Source organism: Streptomyces mangrovisoli (assembly GCF_000974985.2).
Taxonomy (GTDB): domain Bacteria; phylum Actinomycetota; class Actinomycetes; order Streptomycetales; family Streptomycetaceae; genus Streptomyces; species Streptomyces mangrovisoli.
Genome location: NZ_LAVA02000151.1, coordinates 1 through 24,238, shown reverse-complemented (window position 1 = coordinate 24,238; position 24,238 = coordinate 1). Strand labels below are relative to the sequence as shown.

General features: G+C 72.5%; 24 protein-coding genes. 7 read left to right on the top strand and 17 right to left on the bottom strand.

Features of this window, described 5'->3' with window-relative positions; translation table 11 throughout:
- Positions 1 to 155: 155 nt before the first annotated feature.
- The 9 genes from mptB to WN71_RS38300 all read right to left on the bottom strand — a co-directional run bounded on the left by mptB (position 156) and on the right by WN71_RS38300 (position 8,271).
- Positions 156 to 1,550: a polyprenol phosphomannose-dependent alpha 1,6 mannosyltransferase MptB gene (gene mptB / locus WN71_RS38340; RefSeq protein ID WP_046592322.1), complete on the bottom strand. Its 1,395-nt coding sequence runs from the start codon at positions 1,548 to 1,550 to the stop codon at positions 156 to 158.
- 90 nt (positions 1,551 to 1,640) lie between these two features.
- Positions 1,641 to 2,579 carry a glutaminase gene (locus tag WN71_RS38335; protein ID WP_046592321.1) on the bottom strand — a complete coding sequence of 313 codons (939 nt, stop codon included), beginning with the start codon at positions 2,577 to 2,579 and terminating at the stop codon, positions 1,641 to 1,643.
- A gap of 62 nt (positions 2,580 to 2,641) precedes the next feature.
- Entirely contained in the window at positions 2,642 to 3,658 is a 1,017-nt protein-coding gene (locus WN71_RS38330) for an asparaginase (protein WP_046592327.1), read from the bottom strand.
- Between the two features lie 104 nt (positions 3,659 to 3,762).
- Positions 3,763 to 4,503, bottom strand: a complete 741-nt coding sequence (locus WN71_RS38325; protein WP_046592320.1) for a FadR/GntR family transcriptional regulator — start codon at positions 4,501 to 4,503, stop codon at positions 3,763 to 3,765.
- A gap of 268 nt (positions 4,504 to 4,771) precedes the next feature.
- A complete protein-coding gene (locus tag WN71_RS38320) occupies positions 4,772 to 5,608 on the bottom strand; it encodes an undecaprenyl-diphosphate phosphatase (protein ID WP_046592319.1) in 837 nt (278 codons plus the stop codon).
- A 160-nt stretch (positions 5,609 to 5,768) separates the two neighbouring features.
- Positions 5,769 to 6,143 carry a fluoride efflux transporter CrcB gene (crcB, locus tag WN71_RS38315; protein ID WP_046592318.1) on the bottom strand — a complete coding sequence of 125 codons (375 nt, stop codon included), beginning with the start codon at positions 6,141 to 6,143 and terminating at the stop codon, positions 5,769 to 5,771.
- Positions 6,143 to 6,520 carry a DUF190 domain-containing protein gene (locus WN71_RS38310; RefSeq protein ID WP_046592317.1) on the bottom strand — a complete coding sequence of 126 codons (378 nt, stop codon included), beginning with the start codon at positions 6,518 to 6,520 and terminating at the stop codon, positions 6,143 to 6,145. The genes crcB (WN71_RS38315) and WN71_RS38310 overlap by 1 nt, the downstream gene beginning before the upstream one ends.
- Positions 6,517 to 6,978 carry a fluoride efflux transporter CrcB gene (gene crcB, locus WN71_RS38305; RefSeq protein ID WP_046592316.1) on the bottom strand — a complete coding sequence of 154 codons (462 nt, stop codon included), beginning with the start codon at positions 6,976 to 6,978 and terminating at the stop codon, positions 6,517 to 6,519. The genes WN71_RS38310 and crcB (WN71_RS38305) overlap by 4 nt, the downstream gene beginning before the upstream one ends.
- Positions 6,979 to 7,311: 333 nt before the next feature.
- On the bottom strand, positions 7,312 to 8,271 hold the full coding sequence (locus tag WN71_RS38300) for an SMP-30/gluconolactonase/LRE family protein (protein WP_046592315.1): 960 nt from the start codon (positions 8,269 to 8,271) through the stop codon (positions 7,312 to 7,314).
- Between the two features lie 159 nt (positions 8,272 to 8,430).
- Here WN71_RS38300 and WN71_RS38295 point away from each other — a divergent pair, with 159 nt between their 5' ends.
- The gene (locus WN71_RS38295; RefSeq protein WP_063777745.1) at positions 8,431 to 9,393 is read left to right on the top strand and encodes an aminoglycoside phosphotransferase family protein; all 963 of its coding nucleotides are present in this window, start codon (positions 8,431 to 8,433) and stop codon (positions 9,391 to 9,393) included.
- Here the strand turns inward: WN71_RS38295 and WN71_RS40565 are convergent.
- The 3 genes from WN71_RS40565 to WN71_RS38285 all read right to left on the bottom strand — a co-directional run bounded on the left by WN71_RS40565 (position 9,301) and on the right by WN71_RS38285 (position 13,625).
- On the bottom strand, positions 9,301 to 9,588 hold the full coding sequence (locus WN71_RS40565) for a helix-turn-helix domain-containing protein (RefSeq protein ID WP_046592314.1): 288 nt from the start codon (positions 9,586 to 9,588) through the stop codon (positions 9,301 to 9,303). The genes WN71_RS38295 and WN71_RS40565 overlap by 93 nt on opposite strands.
- A 266-nt stretch (positions 9,589 to 9,854) precedes the next feature.
- On the bottom strand, positions 9,855 to 11,426 hold the full coding sequence (locus WN71_RS38290) for a glycosyl hydrolase 53 family protein (RefSeq protein WP_046592313.1): 1,572 nt from the start codon (positions 11,424 to 11,426) through the stop codon (positions 9,855 to 9,857).
- A 177-nt stretch (positions 11,427 to 11,603) separates the two neighbouring features.
- Entirely contained in the window at positions 11,604 to 13,625 is a 2,022-nt protein-coding gene (locus WN71_RS38285; protein ID WP_046592312.1) for a beta-galactosidase, read from the bottom strand.
- Between the two features lie 287 nt (positions 13,626 to 13,912).
- On the opposite strand from WN71_RS38285, the gene WN71_RS38280 reads away from it, so the two are divergent.
- The 6 genes from WN71_RS38280 to WN71_RS38255 all read left to right on the top strand — a co-directional run bounded on the left by WN71_RS38280 (position 13,913) and on the right by WN71_RS38255 (position 19,239).
- Positions 13,913 to 15,238: an extracellular solute-binding protein gene (locus WN71_RS38280; RefSeq protein WP_046592311.1), complete on the top strand. Its 1,326-nt coding sequence runs from the start codon at positions 13,913 to 13,915 to the stop codon at positions 15,236 to 15,238.
- Entirely contained in the window at positions 15,235 to 16,212 is a 978-nt protein-coding gene (locus WN71_RS38275) for a carbohydrate ABC transporter permease (RefSeq protein WP_079178431.1), read from the top strand. The genes WN71_RS38280 and WN71_RS38275 overlap by 4 nt, the downstream gene beginning before the upstream one ends.
- Positions 16,209 to 17,114, top strand: a complete 906-nt coding sequence (locus WN71_RS38270) for a carbohydrate ABC transporter permease (protein ID WP_046592522.1) — start codon at positions 16,209 to 16,211, stop codon at positions 17,112 to 17,114. The genes WN71_RS38275 and WN71_RS38270 overlap by 4 nt, the downstream gene beginning before the upstream one ends.
- Positions 17,111 to 18,142, top strand: a complete 1,032-nt coding sequence (locus WN71_RS38265) for a LacI family DNA-binding transcriptional regulator (RefSeq protein ID WP_046592523.1) — start codon at positions 17,111 to 17,113, stop codon at positions 18,140 to 18,142. The genes WN71_RS38270 and WN71_RS38265 overlap by 4 nt, the downstream gene beginning before the upstream one ends.
- 238 nt (positions 18,143 to 18,380) lie before the next feature.
- Positions 18,381 to 18,731, top strand: a complete 351-nt coding sequence (locus WN71_RS38260; protein WP_046592524.1) for a VOC family protein — start codon at positions 18,381 to 18,383, stop codon at positions 18,729 to 18,731.
- A gap of 109 nt (positions 18,732 to 18,840) precedes the next feature.
- Entirely contained in the window at positions 18,841 to 19,239 is a 399-nt protein-coding gene (locus WN71_RS38255) for a MarR family winged helix-turn-helix transcriptional regulator (RefSeq protein ID WP_046592525.1), read from the top strand.
- A gap of 109 nt (positions 19,240 to 19,348) precedes the next feature.
- On the opposite strand, the gene WN71_RS38250 is transcribed toward WN71_RS38255, so the two are convergent.
- The 5 genes from WN71_RS38250 to WN71_RS38230 form a co-directional block, all read right to left on the bottom strand.
- Complete coding sequence (locus tag WN71_RS38250; protein WP_046592526.1) at positions 19,349 to 20,461, bottom strand: hypothetical protein; 1,113 nt, start codon at positions 20,459 to 20,461, stop codon at positions 19,349 to 19,351.
- Between the two features lie 111 nt (positions 20,462 to 20,572).
- Positions 20,573 to 20,980, bottom strand: a complete 408-nt coding sequence (locus WN71_RS38245) for an SseB family protein (protein ID WP_046592527.1) — start codon at positions 20,978 to 20,980, stop codon at positions 20,573 to 20,575.
- Between the two features lie 269 nt (positions 20,981 to 21,249).
- Positions 21,250 to 21,972, bottom strand: coding sequence for a Type 1 glutamine amidotransferase-like domain-containing protein (locus WN71_RS38240; RefSeq protein ID WP_046585271.1), 723 nt, complete (start codon positions 21,970 to 21,972; stop codon positions 21,250 to 21,252).
- A 20-nt stretch (positions 21,973 to 21,992) separates the two neighbouring features.
- Entirely contained in the window at positions 21,993 to 22,520 is a 528-nt protein-coding gene (locus WN71_RS38235; RefSeq protein WP_079178433.1) for a cysteine hydrolase family protein, read from the bottom strand.
- Between the two features lie 122 nt (positions 22,521 to 22,642).
- Positions 22,643 to 24,160 carry a purine-cytosine permease family protein gene (locus tag WN71_RS38230; protein WP_046585269.1) on the bottom strand — a complete coding sequence of 506 codons (1,518 nt, stop codon included), beginning with the start codon at positions 24,158 to 24,160 and terminating at the stop codon, positions 22,643 to 22,645.
- Positions 24,161 to 24,238: the final 78 nt, after the last annotated feature.

Genomic DNA, 24,238 nt, shown 5'->3' with positions numbered 1-24,238 from the left:
GCGGCCCCCGTGGTGGAGCCACGTGTGCACGGTGCCGTAGTACACGCGCAGGTCGAACCAGTCGCGCAGCAGCGGCACGGTGGCGGTGAACACGGTCACCGCGCCGGCCAGGACCAGCAGGAGCGCGATGCGGCCGCGGTCGCTCTCGGGGGCCCTCATGCCGTGGTCCCGAGGGCCGGGACGCTGTTGGCCAGATGGACCTGCCACAGGACCACGAGGGCGAGCGCCCCGCCGGACACGGCGAGCACGAGCTGCCCGGTGTCCGCGGGGCCGCCGCTGGGCAGCACGGCGAGGGCGAGTACGCCGGTGACGGCGGCGACCCGGACCCGTACCGACGTGCTGGGCGCGGCCGCGGCGATGAGGAACAGGCCCCACAGCGCGTACCAGGGGCGGATCGCCGGGCCGAACGCGGCGACGGCGGCGAGGCTCAGGCCCAGGGCGTAGACGGGTGCGGGGCGCAGCCGTAGCCATATGGCGATGACGAGGGCCGCGGTGAGCGCCAGGCCGAGGGCGTGCCAGGCGGGGACGGCGAGCGGGGCGAGGCCGCTGCCGAGCCGGGTCAGCAGGGCCCCGGTCGCGCGGCCCAGCAGGCTGCTCAGGGCCCAGTTGTGCGGCGAGACGGGGGTGCTGAGGGAGCGTATCCAGCCGTAGCCGGTGCCGGTGGCGGCGGTGGCCAGGGCCGTGGTGACGGCGGCGGTCAGCGCGGTGGTGAGCAGGGCCCGGACGGGCGTGCGGCCCGCGCGGACCGACGCGACGACGACCGCGGCCAGACCCAGCGCGGCGGGCGCCTTCACCAGCGCCGCCAGCGTGATGAGGACGGCGCCGACGAACGGTCTGCGGCCGAGCGCGGCGACCAGGCCGATGCCGAGCAGGCCCAGCATGATGGCGTCGTTGTGGGCACCGGCCACCAGGTGCAGCAGGACCAGCGGATTGAGGGCGCCGAGCCACAGCGCCGCGGCCGGGTCGGCGCCGCTGTGCCGGGCCAGCCTGGGCAGCGCGGCGGCCATCAGGGCGACCCCGACGAGCGCGACCAGCCGCATGCCGAGCAGCCCGGCGGGCAGCGCGCCGCGGGTCAGGCCGCTCAGCACCGAGGCGACGGCCAGGAAGACGGGTCCGTACGGCGCCGCGGTGTGCCGCCACAGCGGGGCGACCTCGGCGGCGAGCGGGCCGCCGAGCTGGTCGGGGCCGTGGGCGTACACGTCGATGTGGGCGTCGACCATGGCGCCCTGCGCGAGATAGCTGTAGACGTCCCGGCTGAACAGCGGCGGCGCGAGCAGCAGCGGGGCGGCCCAGGTGGCGAGGACGAGCAGCAGGGCCCGCGGGGTCGGCGGGTCGGCACCGTGCACGACCCGGCCCAGCAGCGCCCAGGCCGCTATGAGCAGCACCACGCCGAAGTAGACCCCCACGAGGCCGGCGGCGGCGCGTGCGGAGGAGGGGGCGATCAGGTTCTGCACCGGCAGGGCACCGGCGGTCTCGCCGCCGAGCGTGAGGACGGCGGTGCCGGCCAGCCCGAGGGCCTGACAGCGGCGGAGATCGACGGGAAAGGCCATGGCCAACACTCGGGAAGCGTGTCAACGCGGGATGGCCGGGAACCGACATGCCGACTTCGGCCCGGCGGCGGGTGCATGACCGCAGTGTGATCAGAAGACCGAGAGGCCGGTGAGGGTCGTGAAACGGTCGAGCGCGGCGACTCCCGCGACCGAGTTGCCGCGCTCGTCGAGGCCGGGGCTCCACACGCACAGCGTGCAGCGGCCCGGCACGACGGCGATGATCCCGCCGCCGACCCCGCTCTTGCCCGGCAGGCCCACGCGGTAGGCGAAGTCGCCCGCCGCGTCGTACGTCCCGCAGGTCAGCATCACCGCGTTCACCTGCTTGGCCTGGCTCCGGGTGAGCAGCCGGGAGCCGTCGGCGCGGATGCCGTGCCGGGCCAGGAAGCCGGTCGCCAGGGCGAGATCGGCGCAGGAGGCCTCCACGGAGCACTGCCGGAAGTACTGGTCGAGCAGGGCCGGCACGTCGTTGTCGATGTTGCCGTACGACGCCATGAAGTGGGCGAGCGCGGCGTTGCGGTCGCCGTTGGCGGTCTCGGAGGCGGCGACCTCCTTGTCGAAGTCGAGGGAGGCGTTGCCGCTCTCCTCGCGCAGGAAGGTGAGCAGTTCGCCCGCCGCGTCCCCGGTGCGGGTCATGAGACGGTCGGTCACGACGAGCGCGCCCGCGTTGATGAAGGGGTTGCGCGGGCGGCCGTTCTCGTACTCCAGCTGCACCAGGGAGTTGAAGGGGTTGCCGGAGGGCTCGCGACCCACGTGCTCCCAGAGTTCGTCGCCCTCGCGGGCGAGGTCCAGGGCGAGGGTGAAGACCTTGGTGATGGACTGGGTGGAGAACGGCTGACGCCAGTCCCCCACCCCGTACACGGTGCCGTCCAGCTCCGCGACGGCCATGCCGAAGCGGCGCGGGTCGCACGCCGCGAGCGCCGGGATGTAGTCGGCGGGACGGCCCCGGCCGGGCGTCCGCTCGATCTCCTCGGCGATGCGCTCGAGGATCGGCTCGTAGGCGTAGGACGACGTGGCGGTCATGATCGTCATTGTGCCTCCGCAGGGGGACGGCCGCGACGTCCGGCAGGGGGCCGCCGGGTTCCGCGGTGGCGCTACGCGCAGGCCGCGTGCGGGTCCGGGTCCAGTGCCGGGACCGGTCGTACCCGGCCCACCGGCGTCCCGCCGCCGAGCAGCGGCTGCCCCGCGAACGCGGTGAGCGCGGCCGGGTCCACGCCCGCGTGCACCAGGGCGGCCGCGGCCACGGGGACCCGGGCCCGGTCGGCCCCGTCGGCGATCTTCACGGCGACGGCGCGGCCGTCCGGCAGCGCGGCGACCTGGACGCCCTCGAAGCCGTCCTTGGCGAGCAGGCCGGGCACCGCCCGCATGAGGGCGGCGACGTCCCGTCCGGCGCCCGACGCGGTCTCGGCGTGCTCGCGCATCGCGTCGGCGACCCGCGCCTCGGGGGTGCCCGGCGCGGCGGTGGTGAGCCGCGCGAGCGCGCGAGCCAGGCCGTGCAGCGAGACGGAGAACAGGGGCGCGCCGCAGCCGTCGACGGTGACGCGCGCGATGCGCTGGCCGGTGAGGTCCTCGACCGTCTCGGCGATCGTCCGCTGCAGCGGGTGCGCGGGGTCGAGGTAGTCGTCGAGGGACCAGCCGTTGAGCACGCAGGTGTAGAGCATCGCCGCGTGCTTGCCGGAGCAGTTCTGGGCCAGCCGGTCGGCCGTACGGCCCGCGCGCACCCACGTGTCGCGGACGGCCGGGTCGAACGGGAGGTCCGGGACGTTGCGCAGATGCCCCTCGGTGAGACCGGCGCCTTCGAGGATGCGCCGGGTCCCGGCGAGGTGCCGCTCCTCCCCGGAGTGGCTGGCCGCGGCCAGGGAGAGCAGCTCGCCGTCGAGCGGGAGCCCGCACCGCAGCATGGCCACGGCCTGGACGGGCTTGAGCGCGGAGCGCGGGTAGAAGGCGGCCTCGATGTCGCCGAGCCGCAGCAGGACCTCCCCGTCGGCGTCGAGGACGACGACGGAGCCGTAGTGGACGCCCTCGACGACCCCACCGCGTATGAGGTGGGCGACGGGGGTGTGGAGCGGCTCGCGCACGACGGGCGCGTCCGCGGGAGAGCTGGTGTGCATGGCCGCCTTCGGGGTCGACGGGACGGGATGGACCGGCACGGGGGTGGCGCGCCGGCGCGGGGGGCGGGGGTGACCGCCGTGGAGGCACTGCTGGTACTGCTCGCTCACGCCCCGGGGCCACCTTGGTGGGGGACCTCGGGGGTGGCGTCGGGCGGAGCACCGAGGACGCGTGCCGGGGTGTCCGGGGTGTCCGGACGAGTCGGGCGCGCGAGAGTCGTCAGCGTGGTCAGGGTGGTCCCGACGCGGTCGAGGTGGTGGGTCATGGCCCGCTCCGCGCCGGTCTCGGAACCCGCCGTCAGGGCCTCGACGATCGCCCGGTGTTCCCGGTCGGACTGCTCGCGGCGGCCGCCCAGCTCGTTGAGGAAGGCCGACTGGCGCGCCAGGGCGTCCCTGATCTCCTCGATGACCCGCCGGAACACCGGGTTCCGGGCGGCCTCGGCGACGGCCAGGTGGAACAGCGTGTCCATCGCGACCCAGGCGGCGGTGTCGGTCTCCCGCTCCATCCGGTCGAGCAGGCCCGCGAGCCGGTCCAGGTCGTCCGGGGTACGGCGGCGGGCGGCGTACCCGGCGACCGGGATCTCCACGTGCCGGCGCACCTCCATGAGGTCACCGGCGGTGTAGTCGCCGAAGGTGGGGTTCTCCACCGCGGCGGCCACGACGAAGGTGCCCCGGCCGGTGCGGGAGACCGTCAGACCCATCGTCTGGAGCGCCCGCAGGGCCTCGCGCAGCACGGGGCGCGAGACCTCCAGGGTGCGGCAGAGCTCCGCCTCCGAGGGCAGCTTGTCGCCCACGGCGTAGTCACCGCGTTCGATGGCCCCGCGCAGGTGGGCGAGGACCGCCTCCATGGCGCTGACCCGCCGGGGCGGACCGGCGACCGCACGGGTCCCGGCCTTCCCGGCTGTCTGGCTGTCTGACAGGTTCACGGAGCCGATGGTGCGGGGAGCGAGGCCCGGGTGTCAAGGCAGCCGGTCACAGACCACGGATGGCGGACGGCGCTCGGACCGGACGGAGCACGACACGACAACGGGGTGTGACGCCCGGGAACAGGCATCACACCCCGTACGGTGCCCCGCGGACCGCACCGATCGCGGTCAGATCGCGGTCAGGTCGCGGTCAGGCGTTCAGGACGCCCGCGCCCAGCAGCCCGAAGAGCAGTACGCCGATGACGATCCGGTAGATCACGAAGGCGTTGAAGGAGTGCTTGGCGACGAACTTCAGCAGCCAGGCGATCGAGGCGTACGCGACCACGAAGGAGACGATCGTGCCGACGGCGAGCGGGGTGACGCCCACGCCGGTGCCCAGCGCGTCCTTGAGCTCGTAGAGGCCGGCGCCGGTCAGCGCGGGGATGCCGAGGAAGAACGAGAGCCGGGTGGCGGCCACGCGGTCCAGGTCGCGGACGAGCGCGGTCGACATGGTGGCGCCGGAGCGGGAGAAGCCGGGGAAGAGCAGGGCGAGGATCTGCGAACTGCCGACCAGCATCGCGTCCTTGAAGGTGGTGTCGTCCTCACCGCGCTTGTGCCGGCCCATCTGGTCGGCCGCCCACATCACGCCACTGCCGACGATCAGGGACGCGGCGACGACCCACAGGGAGGCGAGCGGGCCCTCGATGAGCGACTTGGCCGCCAGGCCGACCACCACGATCGGGATGGTGGCGGCGATCACCCACCAGGCGAACTTGTAGTCGTGGTGGTAGCGCTCCTGCTTGTTGAACAATCCGCGGAACCAGGCGGTGACGATCCGCACGATGTCCTTGAAGAAGTACAGGAGCACGGCGGCGATGGCGCCGACCTGGATCACGGCCGAGAAGCCGACGACGGCGTCGTCGTCGACGGGGATGCCCATGAGGCCCTCGGTGATCTTCAGATGTCCTGTCGAGGAGACAGGGAGGAACTCGGTCAGCCCTTCCACGACTCCGAGGACGGCGGCCTGACCGACGTTGATGACGCTCATGGGATCCAGTTCTGAGGAGATGGTTGGTCGACAGTGCTGTAGACAAACTTATTACCAGGGGGAGGCCCCTCGTGCCTACGCCCCCCGGGTACGGACGTCCGGGCCCGTAAGGGCGTGCCCCGTGGGACGTGGACGCCCGAACCGCTCGGGGCGCGCTCCGCTATGCCCACAGGGCCTGGGCGATCGCCACCCCGGCGAATGCCGCGCCCAGCCCCGCGAGGACGCTTCCGACGACGTTGGCCGCGGCGTACAGCCCCGCCCCGGTCTCGGTCAGGCGCAGTGTCTCGTACGAGAACGTCGAGTATGTCGTCAGGGCCCCGCACAGGCCCGTGCCCAGCAGGAGCTGGAGGTGGGTCCCCGCCGCGCCCGCGGCCACCGCGCCGGTCAGCAGACCGAGGATCGTACTGCCTACGACGTTCACGACGAAGGTCCCCCAGGGGAAGACGGAGTCGTGACGGGACTGCACGGCGCGGTCCGTGAGGTAGCGCAGCGGGGCCCCGACCACGGCGCCCGCGACGACCAGCAGCCAGTTCACTACGACTTCTCACCCTTCACGTCCGTGTCGCCCCGCTCTCCGCCGCGGCCGACGTACCGGATCACCTCGCAGTCGTCGAGGATCACCAGCCCCTCGGAGACGAGTTCGTCGATCTGCGGCAGGAAGGCCCGCACCCGTTCCTCCGTGTCCACGATCACGATCGCGACCGGCAGGTCCTCGCTGAGGGACAGCAGCCGCGAGGTGTGGATCAGGGAGGAGGCGCCGAAGCCCTCGATGCCGCGGAAGACGCTGGCGCCCGCGAGGCCGGCCGCGTGGGCGCGGTGCACGATCTCCGAGTAGAGGGGCCTGTGGTGCCAGGTGTCGTTCTCGCCGATGAAGACGGTCACGCGCAGGGCGCTGCCGGTGAGCCTCGTCATCGCTGCCTCCGGGTCATGGCACGGCGGGTCGCCAGGGCGGCGAGCCACACCGCGGCGAGGGCCGCGACCAGGGTCGCGGCGAGATAGGCCAGACCCACGAGGGGGCGGCCCGAGTCGATCAGCCGGCGGATGTCGACGACGTAGGTGGAGAAGGTGGTGAACCCGCCGAGCACCCCGGTGCCCAGGAAGGGGCGGACGAGCCGGTGCGCGGAGCGCACCTCGGTGATGACGACCATGAGGACGCCCATCAGGGCGCAACCGACGACGTTGACGCAGAGCGTCGTCCAGGGGAAGCCGACGGCCGGGGTGGGCCACTGGAGGCCGGCCGCGTAGCGCGCCGTGGCCCCGAGGGCGCCGCCGAGCGCCACGACACCGACGACGGGGGCCTGACCGCGCCAGACAGGCTGTCGCGGAGAGCGCGCGGGGACGCGGAGGCTCTCGGCTTCCGGGGCTGTCATGGTCGTACGTCTCCTCCGTCGGCCCCCACCACCGCATCGCGAGGGATGATCACGGCCCCCCTCAGCCTACCGCCCCCCACTTCCCACCCGACCCCCCGCAGGGGCGCGAGGAACCGCGCGACCAGCCCCCACGCACCGTCACGGCACCACAACCCACCAGGCCCACCCCCTCAGGGGCGCGGGGAACTGCGCGACCAGCCCCCACAGACCGCCACGGCCCCACAAACCCAAACCAGCCACCCCGCCCCCAGGGGCGCGGGGAACTGCGCAAACCCCGCACAGACACCCGCCGCCGCAAAGGCACCCCGGCCCCCCAACCCACCCCAACCCACCTCACGCCGGAGGCGCCCCGCACACGGCTATCCCCCGCTCCCACATACTCCCCAGCACCAGCACCCCCTCCACCTCGCACACACTCGTCACCATCCGAAACCCGGACCCGCGCCGCGCCAGATGGTGGACGATCTCGCCCCGGTCGTCGACGGCCACGACCGCGGCCGCCCCGACCGGCCGGTACGGCGCCCGCACCGCCACCCGTGCCGCCCCCGCCCGCACCCCGGGGGACGCCCGGTGCAGCAGGTCCAGCGCGGGCACCCGCGGCCCGGCGAGGGCCACCCAGATCGGCCCGCCGGGCCCACCCCGCCACACGTTGTCGGGCATACCCGGCAGGTTCTCCACGAACGGCTCGGCGTGCCCGGCCCGCGGCCCCGTGAGCCAGTAGCGCGTCAGCCGGTACGAGGCGGTCTCCGCCACCACCAGAAACGATTCGTCGGCGCTCGCCGCGAGCCCGTTCGCGAAGTCGAGCCCGTCCAGCACCACCTCGGGCCGCTCGCTGCCCGGCGCGAGCCGCAGCAGCTGCCCGGTGCGGGTGTGCTCGACCACGTCACCGAGCCACTGGCCGAGCGGATAGCGGCGGCTGGACACGGTGAACCACACCGTCCCGTCGGACAGCGCGACGACATTGCTGCAGAACCGCAGCCGCTCCCCCGCCACCGAGTCGGCCAGCACCCGCACCACCCCGTCGTCGACGCCGACCCGCAGCAGGCCGAGTTCCGCGTCGCAGACCAACAGGTCGCCGTCGGGGAGGAGTTCGAGACCGAGCGGGCGCCCGCCGGTCTCGGCGACGACCTTCACCCGGGCCGCCACCGGATCGCCCACCCCTTCGACCCGCAGGATGCGCCCGTCCGCCACGCCGGTCAGCACCCGGCCACGGGGGTCGGCCACCACGTCCTCGGGGCCGTGACCGCCGAGCGCGAGGTAGTGACGGGGAACGAGAGCGGTGGGACTGTTCATGCGCGCCTGCCCTTCGGTGTCTCCGGTCGTTCATCGTGTCAGACGGGGAACCGGCGCACCCCTGCCCGGCGGCCGGATTCCGCCCGGCTCCCGGCGGACGAAACGGCGGCGCGGGAAAAGGAGTTGACCCAGGGGGCGGCCCGCGGTTCGGATGGCCCGATGCGCACCGGCACCCCGCAGCCCGACACCGCTCTCGTACGGCGTCTCGTCGCCGACCGGTTCCCCCGCTGGGCGGGGCTGTCTGTTGCACCGGTCCCGTCGGCCGGCACCTCGAACGCCATGTACCGGCTCGGCCCCGACATGGTCGTACGACTGCCCCGGACCGACGGGTCCGCGGCCGACGTGGCGAAGGAGCACCGGTGGCTGCCCCTGCTCGCACCCCGGCTGCCGGTCGCGGTGCCCGTGCCGCTCGGCCGGGGAGAGCCGACCGACGCGTTCCCCCGGCCGTGGTCGGTGTACCGCTGGCTGGACGGCGCCCCGCCCGACGTCGACTCCCTGACGGAACCTCAGGCGTCCGCGCTGGCACGGGATCTCGCGGAGTGCGTCGGCGCGCTGCACGGGACCGATCCGGCCGGCGGTCCGGCGTCCTACCGCAGCGAGCCGTTGGCCCAGCGGGACGGCGCGACCCGCGCCGCGATCGCCGAGTTGCGCGCGGAGGTCGACGGCGGCGCCGCGGCCGCGCTGTGGGAGTCCGCGCTGCGGGCTCCGGCCCACGCCGGCCCGCCCGTGTGGATCCACGCCGACCTGCAACCGGGCAATCTCCTGCTGCGTGCGGGCCGGCTGGCCGCGGTCATCGACTTCGGCTGCCTGGGCCTGGGCGACCCCGCCGTCGACCTGATCGCGGCCTGGTACGTGCTCCCGCCACGGGCGCGCGAGACGTTCCGCACCGTCACCGGCGCCGACCCCGGCGCCTGGGAACGGGGGCGGGGCTGGGCCCTGTCGGTCGCGCTCATGGAGCTGCAGGCCTACCGGGGTTCGCATCCGGTGATGGCCGGGCACGCCCGCCGGGTGATCGGCGCGCTGCTGGGCTCACCAGCCCTTCTCGAACATCCGCGCGACCTCGGCGATCCGCACCTCGTCGCGCCGGTAGTAGGCGCGCCGCCGGATGCGCCGGACGCGTAGCACGCCCACGGCGACGAGGAGTCGCAGGTCGGTCTCGACGAGGGCGAGGGGCACCCCGAGCTTCGCGGCGATCGCCCCGGCGGTGACGCCGTCGGCAGGAAGGTCGCCGGGCGGCTGGGGCGGGAAGTGGGTGGCCGGGTCCTTGAGCCACTCGAGGATGGTCAGCCGCCTCCGGCCGACGGGTGTCCCCAGCATCGCGTCCCTCCGTCCCGGCGCCGCGGACCGCGCTCCCCCACTGTCCCGCGGGTGCGGCCACCTCGTCCAAGGCTCCGAGGCCCTTCGACAGGGGACGAACGGCCCTTGCGTACACGGCAGTCGGGCGATAGGGGCGGGCCCCACAGCCACTGGGGGCGAAGCCGGCGACCGCCGAGGACGGGCCCCCGGCTGGACAAGCCCGGCGACCGCCGGGGACCGGACCCGGCGGACGCCGGACCCGGTCCCCGCACCGAGCGGCCGTCGGCTCAGCGGTGGCTGAACCAGGACATCGACGTGAGCGCCTTGTCGTCGAAGCCGAACAGCGCCTGGTTCTCCCAGCCGTTGCCCGAGGTGGCGTCCGTCGGGTCCCAGCCGTTGCCGGTCACCGCGGTCCAGGTGGCCTCCCAGTAGAAGACCCCGAGGCCGCGGCCGTTCGGCACGGCCTCCACGATCGAGGCCACGTCGTTCATCCACTTGGTCTGGCCGGCCACGGTCGCCGGATAGCCGGAGACCAGCTCCGCGGTGGTGTCGATCTGGTTGACGAGCGAGTCGTCACTGTCCAGCCGGAACGGGTAGGCGGTCTCCGCGACGAAGACCGGCTTGCCGTAGCGGGACGCCGCGTCGTCCAGGGTGGTCTGGAAGTCGGACAGCGGTCCGTGCCAGTAGCCGTAGTAGGACAGGCCGATCGCGTCGAACTTGATGCCGTAGGACACGGCGTTGTCGAACCACCACTCGGTGCCCGCCTTGTCGCCCCCCTTGGCCAGGTGCAGCGCCACCACGGTGGAGGAGGAGACCGCCTTGGCCGCGGAGTAGCCGGAGTTGAGCAGCCCGGCCAGTTGGCTCCAGTTGTCGGTGGAGCCGTCGGACCACAGCATGCCGCCATTGATCTCATTGCCGATCTGGACCATGTCGGCGGTGGTGCCTTGACTCTTCAATGCGTTCAATACGTCGTACGTGTGGTTGTACACGTCCGTCTTGAGTTGACTGTACGAGTCGTTCGCCCAGGCGGCCGGCTTGGTCTGGGTGCCGGGGTCCGCCCAGGTGTCGGAGTAGTGGAAGTCGACGAGCAGCTTCATGCCCTGGGCCTTGATCCGCTTGGCCATGGCGAGGACGTGCGCCTTGTCGTTGTAGCCGTCGGCCGGGTTCACCCAGACCTTGAGCCGGGCGTAGTTCATCCCGGCGGACTTCAGGATGGCGAGGGCGTCGCCCGTCGTGCCCGAGGACGTCTTGTAGACGCCGCCCTTGGCCTCGCTCTTGGCGAGGGAGGAGATGTCCGCGCCATGGATCGACGTGCTGGTGGTGCCCGACGTGAAGGTCAGGTCGTCCACATTGATCCAGTTGCCCGCGTTCGCGTCACTGTAGACGCTGATCGTGCACTGGTTGGCGGTCACATTGATGGGCGTGACGATACGGATCCACCCACTGGACGAGATCGGCAGATCCGTCCGCTGCTCGGTGCTCCCGCAGTTCTTCAGCGCCAGGTAGGCGGAGTTCTGCCCGCCGCCGGAGCGGACCCAGGCGGTGAGGGTGTAGGTGCCGTTGGTGAGCCCGGTCAGGGTCTGGTACGTCTCCACCTTGTAGGCGGCCGACGAGTAGTGCGTGAGGCGGTAACTGCCGCTGTGGCCGCCGGACTCGGTGTAGGAGGCGCCGGTGCTGCCGGACTCGGTCCAGCCGCTGGGGGCGGCCACGGCCGCGCCGTCGGACTCGAAGCCGCCGTTGGTGAGGGTGCTCGCGGCCTGGGCGGCGGGTGCGGGCAGGGCGGTCAGGGCGAGCCCGGCGAGGAGGGGGAGCAGCAGGGCCCTGATGGTGTGTCTGATCGTGCGTCTGGGATGGAACATGGTCGTCCGTCGTCCCTTCGACGTGATGGGGATGGGGGTGCCCCCGGGGTGCTGCGGGCACGCCGAAGCACCCCTGGAGGTGCCGGGCGACGACGTGTCCTGGGTGGTGCGGGGGGATGGGGGCGGGCCCCCTCCGCCCGCGGCTCGGGTGGCGCACGCGGGCGGAGGGGAGTCGGCTCAGCCGTCGAGTCGTACGACCCGGACGGCTCCCGCCGGGACCGCGAGGCGGCCCGCGGCGCGTTCGCCCGTCAGCAGCTCGGTGCCGGCCGCGTCCAGCGGCACCTTGGCGTCGGTGGCGGTGTGGTTGATCACGAAGAGATGGCTGCCCGAGGCGCCGGTGCGGCGCACGACCTCGACGTCGCGGGGCAGGTCGGTGCGCGGGGCGATGTGCGCGTCCTCGGCGGCCCGGCCGATCACCGCGTCCAGGCCGTGGGCGTCCAGACGGGTGGACACGTACCAGGCGGTGCCCTCGCCCAGCCGGTGCCGGGTCACGGCCGGCCGGCCCGCGGTCAGGCCGTCGCCGTAGCTCCACACGGTCTCGGCGCCGCGCTCCACCACGAACTCGGTCCAGACGTCCCCGGTGAGTGCGAGGCCGTCGGGGCCGGTGACCTGGACCCGCTCGCCCGCCAGCAGCGGTGAGAACTCCTCGACGGTCAGCCCGAGGACGTCGCGCAGCGCGCCCGGGTAGGCGCCCTCGTGGACGGCGTCGTGCTCGTCGACGATGCCGGAGAAGTACGACACCACGAGCGTGCCGCCGCCCTCGACATAGCGCCTGAGGTTGTCCCCGGCCGCCTGCGTCGTGAGGTAGAGCGCGGGCACGACGACAAGGGGATAGCTCGACAAGTCGGCTTCCGGGTGGGCGAAGTCGACGGTGAGGTGGCGGTCGTAGAGCACCTCGTAGAAGGCGTCGGCGCGCTCGCGGGGGTCGTGGTCCTCGCTGGGGCGCCACTGGAGGTTCTGGGCCCACCAGGAGTGCCAGTCCCACAGGACGGCCACGTCGGCCTCGGTGCGGGTGGAGCGGACCGTGCTCAGGGAGTCGAGCGCGGCGCCGAGGCCGACGACCTCCCGCCACACGCGGGTCTCGGTGCCGCCGTGCGGCAGCATCGCCGAGTGGAACTTCTCGGCGCCGCGCCGGGACTGCCGCCACTGGAAGAACAGGGCGCCGTCCGAGCCGCGCGCCACGTGCGCGAGGGAGTTGCGGGCCATCTGGCCGGGGGCCTTGGCGGGGTTGCGCGGCTGCCAGTTGACGCCCGAGGTGGAGTGTTCGAGCAGCAGCCAGGGCGCGCCGCCGGCGACGGAGCGGGTGAGGTCGGCGGCCATCGCGAGGTTGACGTGGGTGCGGCGGCCGTCGGTGATCAGGTAGTGGTCGTTGGTGACGAGGTCGACCTCGCGGCCCCAGGCCCAGTAGTCGATGGAGTCGCACTGGCTGAGGGCGGTCATGAAGTTGGTGGTGACCGGGACGCCCGGCGACAGGCGGTGCAGGATGTCGCGTTCGGCGGTGAAGTTCTCGCGGATCGTGGCGTCGGCGAACCGCTTGTAGTCGAGCGCCTGGGCCGGGTTGCCCACCGTCGGGGTGGCGCGCGGCGGGTTGATCTGGCCGAGGTCGGTGTAGTGCTGCCCCCAGAAGGCGGTGCCCCAGGCCTCGTTGACGGCGTCGACGTCGCCGTAGGTGCGGGCCAGCCAGGTGCGGAAGTGGGCGGCGCAGGAGTCGCAGTAGCAGGCGGAGACGGGGACGCCGTACTCGTTGTGGACGTGCCACAGGGCGAGCGCCGGGTGGTCGCCGTAGCGCTCGGCGAGCCGGGTGGTGATGTCCGCGGCGGCCGCGCGGTAGTGGACGTTGCTGTGGCAGATGGCGCCGCGGGAGCCGAACTCGTGGCGCACGCCCTCGGCGGTCACCGGCAGCGCGTCGGGGTGCGCCCGGTAGAACCAGGCGGGCGGAACCACGGTCGGCGTGCCCAGGTCGACGCGGATGCCGTAGGTGTGCAGCAGGTCGAGGACCCGGTCCAGCCAGCCGAAGTCGTGGCGGCCCGGCTCGGGTTCGAGCAGCGCCCAGGAGAAGATCCCGACGCTCACCATCGTGACGCCGGCCTCCCGCATCAGCCGTGCGTCCTCCTGCCACACGCTCTCCGGCCACTGCTCGGGGTTGTAGTCCCCACCGAAGGCGAGCCCGGTGAGGCCCTTGGGGGTGGTCTCCGGCATGGATCTCTCCCGTTGAATCGATCATTTGGGAACGTGCACACACAGCGGCGGCGGTGCGAGGCCAACATAACCGCACAGCATCAACCATTGACAAGTGTCCGGGATGTTTCTCTACTGTGAACGCTCACAGACGCCGGGCAGGGTGTCACGCCAGTCGGCATCCCGCCCATGTGAACGCTCACATAGCGCTCACACAGTGCTCGCGTCGAGCTCCTGTCGCGAGCTCGTGTCCACGCATGGCAGGGCCCCCGCACAAGGCGGAGGGCCCCAGGTCAGGGGAGAGATCCATGCCGAACCCGAGGCGCCGCCACCTCTTCAAGGTCGCCGCTTCCGCCGTCGCCGCCACCCTCGGCGCCACCGCACTCGCCGCCTGCGGCTCGTCCGACGACAGCAAGGCCGAATCCGGGCCGGTCTCGCTGACGTACTGGACGTGGACGCCCGGCATGGACAAGGTCGTCGACCTGTGGAACCAGGGCGAGGGCAAGAAGGACAAGATCCACGTCACGGTCAAGAAGCAGGCGTCCGGCGACTCACTGGTCACCAAGATCCTCACCGCGCACAAGGCGAAGAAGGCGCCGGACCTCGTCCAGGCCGAGTACCAGGCGCTGCCGACCCTGGTGAGCAACGGCGCGCTCGCCGACATCTCCAAGGACGTCGGCGACGCGAAGAGCAAGTTCGCGTCCGGTGTCTGGCAGCAGACCACGCTCGGCACCGACGCGGTCTACGCCGTGCCGCAGGACATCGGGCCGATGATGTTCTACTACCGCGCGGACCTCTTCAAGAAGTACAAGCTGACGGTCCCCACCACCTGGGAGGAGTTCGCCGAGACGGCCCGCAAGCTCAAGAAGGCCGCTCCCGACAAGGACCTCACCACGTTCTCCGCCAACGACTCGGGCCTGTTCGCGGGCCTCGCCCAGCAGGCCGGCGCCAAGTGGTGGACGACGTCCGGCGACAAGTGGAAGGTGGCCATCAACGACACGGCCACCCAGAAGGTCGCCGACTTCTGGGGCGGCCTCGTCAAGGAGGGCGTCATCGACAACCAGCCGATGTACACGCCCGCCTGGAACAAGGCGCTCGACACCGGCAAGCAGATCGCTTGGGTCAGCGCGGTGTGGGCGCCGGGCACGCTCACCACGGCCGCCCCCGACACCAAGGGCAAGTGGGCCATGGCCCCGCTCCCCCAGTGGTCGAAGTCCGAGAACGTCACCGGCAGTTGGGGCGGCTCGTCGACCGCCGTCACCACCGACTCCGCGCACCGGTCGGCCGCCGCGAAGTTCGCCGCGTGGCTCAACACCGACGCCGACGCGGTGAGCGCCCTCGCGAAGGACAGCGGCATCTACCCGGCCGCCACCTCCGCGCAGACCTCCGGCGCCTTCACCACCGCGCCGGACTACTTCTCGAACCAGCCGGACTTCTACGCGAAGGCCGCGGAGATAGCGAAGACCACCGCGCCGTCCGCGTGGGGCCCGAACGTCAACGTCGCCTACGCGAGCTTCAACGACGCGTTCGGCGCCGCCGCGAAGAACAAGTCGGACTTCGGTGCCGCCCTGGACACCATGCAGGAGGCCACCGTCGCCGACCTCAAGAAGCAGGGCTTCGGGGTCTCCCAGTGACCAGCGCCACCCAGCGGCGGGCGTACGGGGCCGAGCGCGCCCCGTACGCCCGCCGGTCCCCCGCCCCCGCCCGCGCCCGCACGGCCGCCGCGCCGTACGCCTTCCTCGTGCCCGCGGCCGTCCTGTTCGCGCTGTTCTTCGCGCTGCCCATCGGCTACGCGATCTGGCTCAGCTTCCGCAAGGTGCACGTCTCCGGCCTCGGGCTCGGCGCCGGCGCGCGCAACGAGGTCTGGGCCGGCCTGGAGAACTACACCGACGCCCTCAAGGACCCCGAACTCCTGGACGGCGCCCTGCGCGTGCTCGGCTACGGCTGCATCGTCGTGCCGCTGATGCTGGGCCTCGCCCTGCTGTTCGCGCTGATGCTCGACACCGAGCGGGTCCGCCTCACGTCGTTCAGCCGGCTCGCGATCTTCCTGCCGTACGCCGTCCCGGGCGTCGTCGCCGCGCTGCTGTGGGGCTTTCTGTACCTGCCCGACGTCAGCCCGTTCTACTACGTCCTCGACGCGCTGCACCTGCCGCAGCCCGACCTGCTCGACGGCGGCGCCCTGTACGGCGCCCTCGCGAACATCGCGGTCTGGGGCGGCACCGGCTTCAACATGATCGTCATCTACACCTCGCTGCGGGCCATCCCGGCCGAGGTGTACGAGGCGGCGAAGCTGGACGGCGCGACCCCGTTCCAGATCGCCGTCCGGATCAAGATCCCGATGGTGGCGCCGTCGCTGGTGCTGACCTTCTTCTTCTCGATCATCGCGACGCTCCAGGTGTTCAGCGAACCGACCACCCTCAAGCCGCTCACCAACTCCGTCAACACCAGCTGGAGTCCGCTGATGAAGGTGTATCAGGACGCCTTCGGCAAGGGTGACATCTACGCGGCCGCCGCCGAGGCCGTCCTGATCGCCCTCGCCACGCTCGTGCTGTCCTTCGGGTTCCTGCGCGCCGCGAACCGCCGCAACAAGCAGGAGGCAACCCGATGAGTTCGCTCGCCGTGCGCGAGGCGGGACCCGCGGCCGGAGCCGACTCCGGCACCGCCCGCGCCCCGCGCCCACGCCGCCGTATCGCGCTCGTGCCCACCCTCACGCTGGTCCTCGGCGCGGTCTACACGCTGCTGCCGGTCGCCTGGGTGGTGATCGCCTCCACCAAGTCGGGGCACGAGCTGTTCTCGACGTTCACCTTCCTGCCGGGCACCGGGTTCACCCAGAACCTCAAGGACCTCGGCGCCTACCGCGACGGCATCTACTGGCGCTGGATGGGCAACTCCGCCCTCTACGCCGGCCTCGGCGCGCTGCTGTCCACCGGCGTCTCCGCCCTCAGCGGCTTCGCCCTCGCCACCTACCGCTTCCGCGGCCGCGAGAGCGTCTTCAACGTGCTGCTCGCCGGCGTCCTCATGCCGCCGGTGATCCTCGCGGTCCCGCAGTACCTGCTGCTCGCCAAGGCCAACGTCACGGACTCCTACCTGTCCGTGCTGCTCCCGCAGATCCTGTCGCCGTACGGCGTCTATCTCGCGCGGATCTACGCCGCCGCGGCGGTCCCCGGCGACGTGGTGGAGGCCGCGCGGATGGACGGCGCGGGCGAGTGGCGGATCTTCACGCGGATCGCCCTGCCGATGATGATCCCCGGCATGGTGACCGTGTTCCTGTTCCAGTTCGTCGCGGTCTGGAACAACTTCCTGCTGCCGTACATCATGCTCAGCAACGACGAGCGCTTCCCGCTCACCCTCGGCCTGTACACGCTGCTCGCCCAGGGATCCAACCAGCCCGCGCTGTACACACTGGTGATCACGGGCGCGTTCCTCGCGGTGATCCCGCTGATCGCCCTCTTCCTTGTCGTACAACGCTTCTGGAGTCTTGATCTGCTGTCGGGAGCCGTAAAGTCGTGACCATGAACCAAACGGGGGGCCGGCGCAGACCGCCGACGATCCACGACGTGGCGCGCGAGGCGGGGGTCTCACGGGGCACCGTCTCGCGCGTGCTCAACGGCGGCCACTACGTCAGCCCGGCCGCCCAGGAGGCCGTCAACGCGGCCATCCGCAAGACGGGCTACGTCGTCAACCGGCACGCCCGCTCGCTGATCACCGGACGCTCGGACTCCGTGGGCTTCCTGCTCACGGAGCCCCAGGAACGGTTCTTCGAGGACCCGAACTTCAACGTCCTGCTGCGCGGCTGCACCCAGGCGCTGGCCGCGCACGACATCCCGCTGCTGCTGATGCTCGCGGGCACCGAGGACGAACGGCGGCGCATCACCCGCTACATCACCGCCGGGCACGTCGACGGCGTGCTACTGGTCTCCAGCCACTCCGGGGACCCGGTGGCGCTGGAGCTGCGCGAGGCGGGCGTGCCGCTGGTCGCGTGCGGCAAGCCGATAGGGATCGGCTCCAAGGTGAGCTATGTGGCCGCGGACGACCGGGACGGCGCCCGGGACATGGTGCGCCACCTGGTCTCGCTCGGCCACCGGCGCATCGGCGTCGTCACCGGCCCGCTCGACACCCCCGGCGGTGTCGAGCGGCTCGCCGGGTACAAGGAGGTGCTCGCCGAGGCGGGCATCGAGGTGGACGAGAAGCTGATCGTGCCCGGCGACTACAGCCGGGCCAGCGGCGAGGCGGGCGGCGAGCGGCTGCTCGCGCAGGCCCCGGACGTGGACGCGGTGTTCGTCGCCTCCGACCTGATGGCCCAGGGCGTGCTGGCGGCGCTGCGCCGGGCCGGCCGCCGGGTGCCCGATGACATCGCTGTCGGGGGCTTCGACGACTCCCCCGCGGCGACCGCGGCCACCCCGTCGCTGACCACCATCCGCCAGCCGTGGGACCGCATCAGCGCGGAGATGGTCCGGGTGCTGCTCGCGCAGATAGGCGGCGAGGACGCGGCGGCGGTGATCCTGCCCACGGAACTGGTGCGGCGCGAGTCGACGTGATGCCGGCGGCGGCGCGGGCGGGACTCGGGCTCCGGAGGGCGGGCGAGAGGCGGAAGCCCGCCGAGATGGGCCGAGCGGGCGGTTCCGGGAAGCGGTCAGGATCGAAGAAGCGGATTCACGGCCCCGCGGCCTAGCGTGGGATCACCGACGCAGCCCGTCGGATCCACGTTTTCCACCTTCGACCTTCAGCCCTCAGCCTTCAGCCTTCAGCCTTCAGCCTTCGACCGAGGAGTCAACCATGACCGCCGGTGTCAAGACGATCATCTACCCCGTCAAGGACGTCAACGCCGCCAAGGCCCTGTTCACCACGCTGCTCGGCACCGAGCCGTACGCGGACCAGCCGTACTACGTCGGCTTCAAGGACGCGGGCATCGACATCGGCCTCAACCCGAACGGTCACGCCGCCGGCCTCACCGGCCCGGTGCCGTACTGGCACGTCGACGACATCCGCGCGCGGGTCGCCGCCCTCGTGGAGGCCGGCGCGGAGCTGCACGAGGACGTCAAGGACGTCGGCGGCGGTCGCCTGATCGCCGCCGTGAAGGACGCGGACGGCAACTTCATCGGCCTGCTCGAGGACACGGGCGCCTGAGCGGGTGGGGCCGCGGGGCGAAGGAAGGCCCCCCGGAGGTCTCCCTCGCCCCGGCCCCCGCACTAGTTGCACGCTCAACGACGGTCCTGGACGGTGTTACCGTGCGGGTATGGCAGCGAAGACGGCCGACTCCCGGCTCGAGGAGCAGTGGCGGGACATCCTTTCCGTGCACGCGCGCACGATGTGCGAGATCGACCGGGTCCTGCACCCGCACGGACTGGGCGCCAGCGACTTCGAGGTGCTCGACATCCTCGCCACCGAGTCGCACCGGGAGGGCGAGCACTGCCGTGTGCAGAACCTGGTCGGCCGTGTGCATCTGAGCCAGAGCGCCCTGTCCCGGCTGATCGGGCGCCTGGAGAAGGAGGGCCTGGTCGAGCGCTCCGTGTGCGCGGAGGACCGGCGCGGGGTGTGGGTCGAGCTCACGCGCAAGGGTCGCGAGCTGCACGCCGAGGTGCTTCCGCTGCAACGGGAGGTCCTCGGGCGGATGCTGACGCAGGTCAGGCCGTAGGACATCCAGCCGGGGAGGCGCCGCGGCGGGCCGTCCGCTCGGCCCGTGGGACACGGACACCCCGCACGCGCTACGACCGTCCGGCCGCCGCACATCGACGCACCCGGCGCTACGGCTGCCCGTCCGCGCCCGGTTGCCCGTCCGCGCCCGGTTGCCGGTCCACCGGTCTGCGCGGTGCGACGGGTGCCGACGCGAAGTCGCGCGGGCCGGTCCACAGCGCCGGCACCGCGTCGCAGCGGCGGCACAACTCGTACGCGACCGCCTCGTAGTTGACCCGCCAGCCGTGGAAGTGCGGCCACGCCTCCTTGATGGGGCGTTCGGCGTGGAAACCGGTCGCCTCCAGCATGGCCACCGCCGCGTCGAACTCGACGAACGTCAGCTGGATCGGGGCGTCGGGCGCCGGGTCCTCGTCGAAGTCCGCGCGCACCGAGCGGGCGATGTCGCGCAGCGCCGTGAACCCGGCGCGCAGCACCAGCCGGGCCTCCGGCGGCGCGGTGCGCGGCGCGAGCGCGAGCTGCATGGCCGCGGCGTCCATGACGGCGATCAGCCCCACCAGCCAGCTTCGGTACGGGCGCGGCGAGCGGAAGGCCAGCAGCACCGGGTAGGTGGAGTGGCTCTCCCCCATGTCCGATGCCAGCCGCTCCCAGGAGCGGTACAGCTCGGGCAGCGCCGTCTCGGTGTCGACCAGCCACTGCCGGGCGAGGATCTCCGGTCCCCAGGCGGGCTCCCCGGCCCGGGACTGGAGCAGGGTGACCTCCAGCTCGCGCCGGTTGTAGGCGGCGTAGAGGGTGGGCAGGTAGGCGATCTGGAGGGCGATGACGACGGGCCCGGTGGCCGCCGCGACGAAGTCCAGCACGGACAGCCGCAGCCGGGCGCCGCTGGCGAAGCCCAGGGTGAACATGCTGGAGCCGGCCTCGCGGAACGCGGTCGTCCAGGACAGCGGGGACAGCGCGTAGAGCAGCAGTCCGAAGCCGAGCAGCGCGCCGCCGAGCCAGGTGGCGAGCATCCCGATGAGCATCAGCGGCGCGAGCCAGGTCTGGGCGCGGTCGATGGCCTCGTAGCGGCCCGAGGGCGCGGCCAGGCGCAGCACCCTGCGCAGCGCCCACCACCACCGGAAGACCAGCATGGAGTACAGACCGCGCGGCACCACGAGCGTGCGCAGGATGCTGCTCAGGACCACGCCCAGGATCAGCCCGCCCGCGACGCCGGAGATCCATTCCATGGGGTCATTGTGAACCGTGTGACGGCCGTGATGGTGCGCTGGGCTCGGCGGGGCGGGCGGGACGGCCCCGCGGCGGGCTCGGCGGCGGGCCGGACGAGCCCTGCGGCGGGCTCAGCCGTGCGGCCGGACCAGCAGGGTGCGCACCCCCTCCGAGGTGAGCGTGAGGCCGTGCGACGAACTGCCGTCGATGGTGAGGGCGAGATCGCCGGTCGGCCACTGGGAGGCCAGCGCGCCGAGCGGCACCAGACGGTATCGGGAGACGAAGGGCAGCAGTTCCACCATCTCGTCCTCGGTGGTGAACACCGGGACGACCTGCTCGCCGCTGGGCTGTTCCAGCACGGGCAGGGCCACGGCGGCCGGGTTGGAGACGTCCTCGTCGGTGGCGTCGTCGGGGACGGGCACCAGGACGTCGCTGCTCGCGAGCGTGTCCAGCGCCACCGAGTCCTCGGTGTTCACGGCGAGCGCGTCCAGTGCCCGCTGGGCCGGTGTGGCGGTGTTGTCGTTCGCGGGTGTGTTCATGGTCAATCCCCTGATCGCGGCGGTCGTGGCCGTCCCGTACCCCCAAGTCCACGGGCGCGGTCCCGAACGCCTACCCACACCGGACGGGAGCATTCCGCCGTACCGGAAGATCGGATGATCGGAAGAAATCGGAGATGTGCCGCCGCTATGTGCCGGCGCTATGTGCCGCCGCTTGGGAGGCGGGGCCGCGTGCGCCCGTCCGCGGCGGGGCGGGGCGGGGCGGGGCGGGGGACGGGACGGGCGGGCCTTACCTCCCTGCCCCGCCTCCCTCAAGCGGTCAGCAGTCGAGCCGCCAGGGCCCGTTCCACGCTGCCGCCCCGACCGTCCGGCTCGACCCGGTACACCCCGGCACCGGGAACGCGACTCACGGCTTCCGTGAGCGCACCGTCCGTGAACAGCGCGCCCGCGCCGTCCTCGACCGCCCATCCGGCGGGCAGCGACCCGTCGGCGACCGCGGCGCGGTAGGAGGGACGGCGGCCCGGCTCGCTGTCGTAGTGCGGGCAGACCGAGCCCGGCAGCAGCCCCAGCCCGTCGGGCAGGAAGGTCAGCGGCCCGAAGGAGTCCGTGTGGGAGCCTTCGGCCCAGCAGTTGGCGCCCGCGCTGATACCGCACAGGAGCGTGCCGCGGTCGTAGGCCTCGCGCAGCAGGCGGTCCACGCCGTGCACCCGCCAGACGGCGAGCAGATTGGCCGTGTTGCCGCCGCCGACGTAGACGACATCCTGCGCGAGGAGCCGGGCGCGCAGCGCGTCGTCGTCCAAGTCCCGTTGGAACAAGGGCAGTACGGAGGTCTCGCACCCGCTCCGGGAGGCGAACGCCGTACGGAAGAGTTCGACGTAGGCGGGCGCGTCACCGCTCGCGGTGGCCAGGAAGCACACCTTGGGCCGACCGCTGCGGGCCCGCTCCAGAACCCAGTCGTCGAGAAGGCCGTCGCGATCGGTGGAGAAGCCTCCGCCGAGCAGGGCGACGTGGCGCGGGGGCGGTGTCGCGGGCATCGTCGGTCCTCCTCGACCGGTCAGACCGGGATGGCGTCGGCGCCGAGCAGTTCGTCGACCGTCACCACACGGATCAACGGCCGGTGGAGGTCGAGCAGATGGAGCGCCCTGGCGTGCGCGTCGTCGTCCCCGGCGGCGCACGCGTCGGCGGCCACGAGCACCTCGATCCCGGCGTCGGCGGCGGCCAGCGCGGTGAACAGCACGCAGCAGTCGGTGCTGACGCCGGCGAGGACGAGTCGGCCCACCGGGCCTGTGCGAGCGGCCAGTTCGGGGGTCCACTTCCCGAACGTCGTCGCGTCCAGCACATGATGGGCCGTGGCGGCGAACTCCTCGTGCAGTGACCAGAGTTCCGCGTCCGGTGGCCGGCGGGCGAAGGACCAGCGGTCGTAGTACGCCCGCCAGGCCCCGGCCGGTTCCTTCGGCGCGAGGAACCGGGTGAACGTGACGCGGTCCCCGAACGCGGGCAGCAGCCGCCGCACACCGGCCGCGGCCCGGTCGAAGTCCGGCGTCGCCCAGGGACTTTCGGAGTCGGCGAAGACACGCTGCATGTCGATGACGGCCAGATGCGCGGAGGCCGACAGCGGAGTGGGTCCGGATTCGGGTCCGGATTCGGCTGCGGATTCGGGTCCGAATCCGCGTCCGCGTTCGGACTCTTCGGGTCCGCGTTCGGTCACGAGCGCAGGGCCTCCTCGGCCGAGGCCCCGCTCGGCGTCCGCGTCTCCTGCTCGCGCACCCGCGTCCGCCCGGGGAGGAGGGCGCCGAGGAAGCCGAGGGCGAGCGCGACCAGCACTCCGAGGTTGGCGTAGGCCCAGTCGCCGGACCTGCCGCCGAGACCGAGCGGACCGAGCAGATAGCCCTGCCAATTCAGCCAGCCCGCAGCCGTGTTGGTGACCAGGCCCCAGCCGGCCGCGGTGGCCGCGAGCGTGAGCAGCAGCGGGGCGGGCGGTACGTCGCCGTAGCGGCCGCGCGGGCGGTAGAGGTCGCCCTCGTCGTAGTCGCGGCGGCGCAGGGCGATGTCGGCGAGCATGATGCCGCACCAGGCGGCGATGGGGACGCCGAGTGTGGTGAGGAACCCCATGAACTGGCCGAGGAAGTCGTCGGCGTAGAAGACGATGTAGACCGAGCCCGCGAGCATGAGAACGCCGTCGACCCCCGCGGCGAGGTAGCGCGGGATCCTCAACCCGGCGGAGAGCAGGGCGAGTCCGGAGGAGTAGATGTCCAGCACGGCGCCGCCGACCAGGCCGAGCACGGCCACGACGGCGAACGGGGCGAGGAACCAGGTGGGCAGGATCGTCGTCAGCGCGCCGATGGGGTCGGCGGCGACGGCTTTGCTGAGACCTTCGGAGGACCCGGCGAGGAGCAGGCCGAACACGAGCAGGAGCAGTGGGGCGAGCGAGGAGCCGAACGTGGTCCAGGCGACCACGCCGCGGCTGGAGGAGTTCCGGGGCAGGTAACGGGAGTAGTCGGCGGCGGCGTTGACCCAGCCGAGGCCGAAGCCGGTCATCATGAAGACGAGGGCGCCGATGAACTCCTCTGCGCTGCCCGCGGGGATCGCGCGGACGGTGTCCCAGTGGATGTGGTCGGCGACCAGCACGATGTAGACGACGGTGAGGACGCCGGTGACCACGGTGATCAGCGTCTGCAACCGCATGATCAGGTCGAAGCCCATGACGCCGCCGCCGACGGTCAGGGCGCCCACCACGACGAGCGCGACCACTTCGGTCCCGGTGCCGCCGCCCGGTCCCAGCCGGTCGAAGACGGTCGCGGTGGCCATGGTGGCGAGGGCGATGAGGACGGTCTCCCAGCCGACGGTGAGCACCCAGGAGACCACCGAAGGCAGCCGGTTGCCGCGCACGCCGTACGCGGCGCGGCTGAGCACCATCGTCGGGGCCGAGCCGCGCTTGCCCGCGACCGCGACGAACCCGCAGAGGAGGAAGGAGAAGACGATGCCGATCGCTCCGGCGGCCAGCGCCTGCCAGAACGAGATGCCGAAGCCGAGGGCGAAGGCGCCGTAACTCAGGCCGAGGATCGAGACGTTGGCGCCGAACCAGGGCCAGAACAGCGTGCGGGGCGTGCCCTTGCGCTCGGCGTCGCCGATGACGTCGAGACCGTGGGTCTCCACTTGAAGGGGCCGGCGGCCGGCACCGTCCGCCGCGTCGGCCGGGGGTCTGTCGTACGGGTCCGTCATCGTCGCACCCCTGCCTGTCCAGCTGTTTCCAGCCGAGGCTAGGTGGGCTGCGGAGGGGGGTCAAGAGGGGGTCGGGAG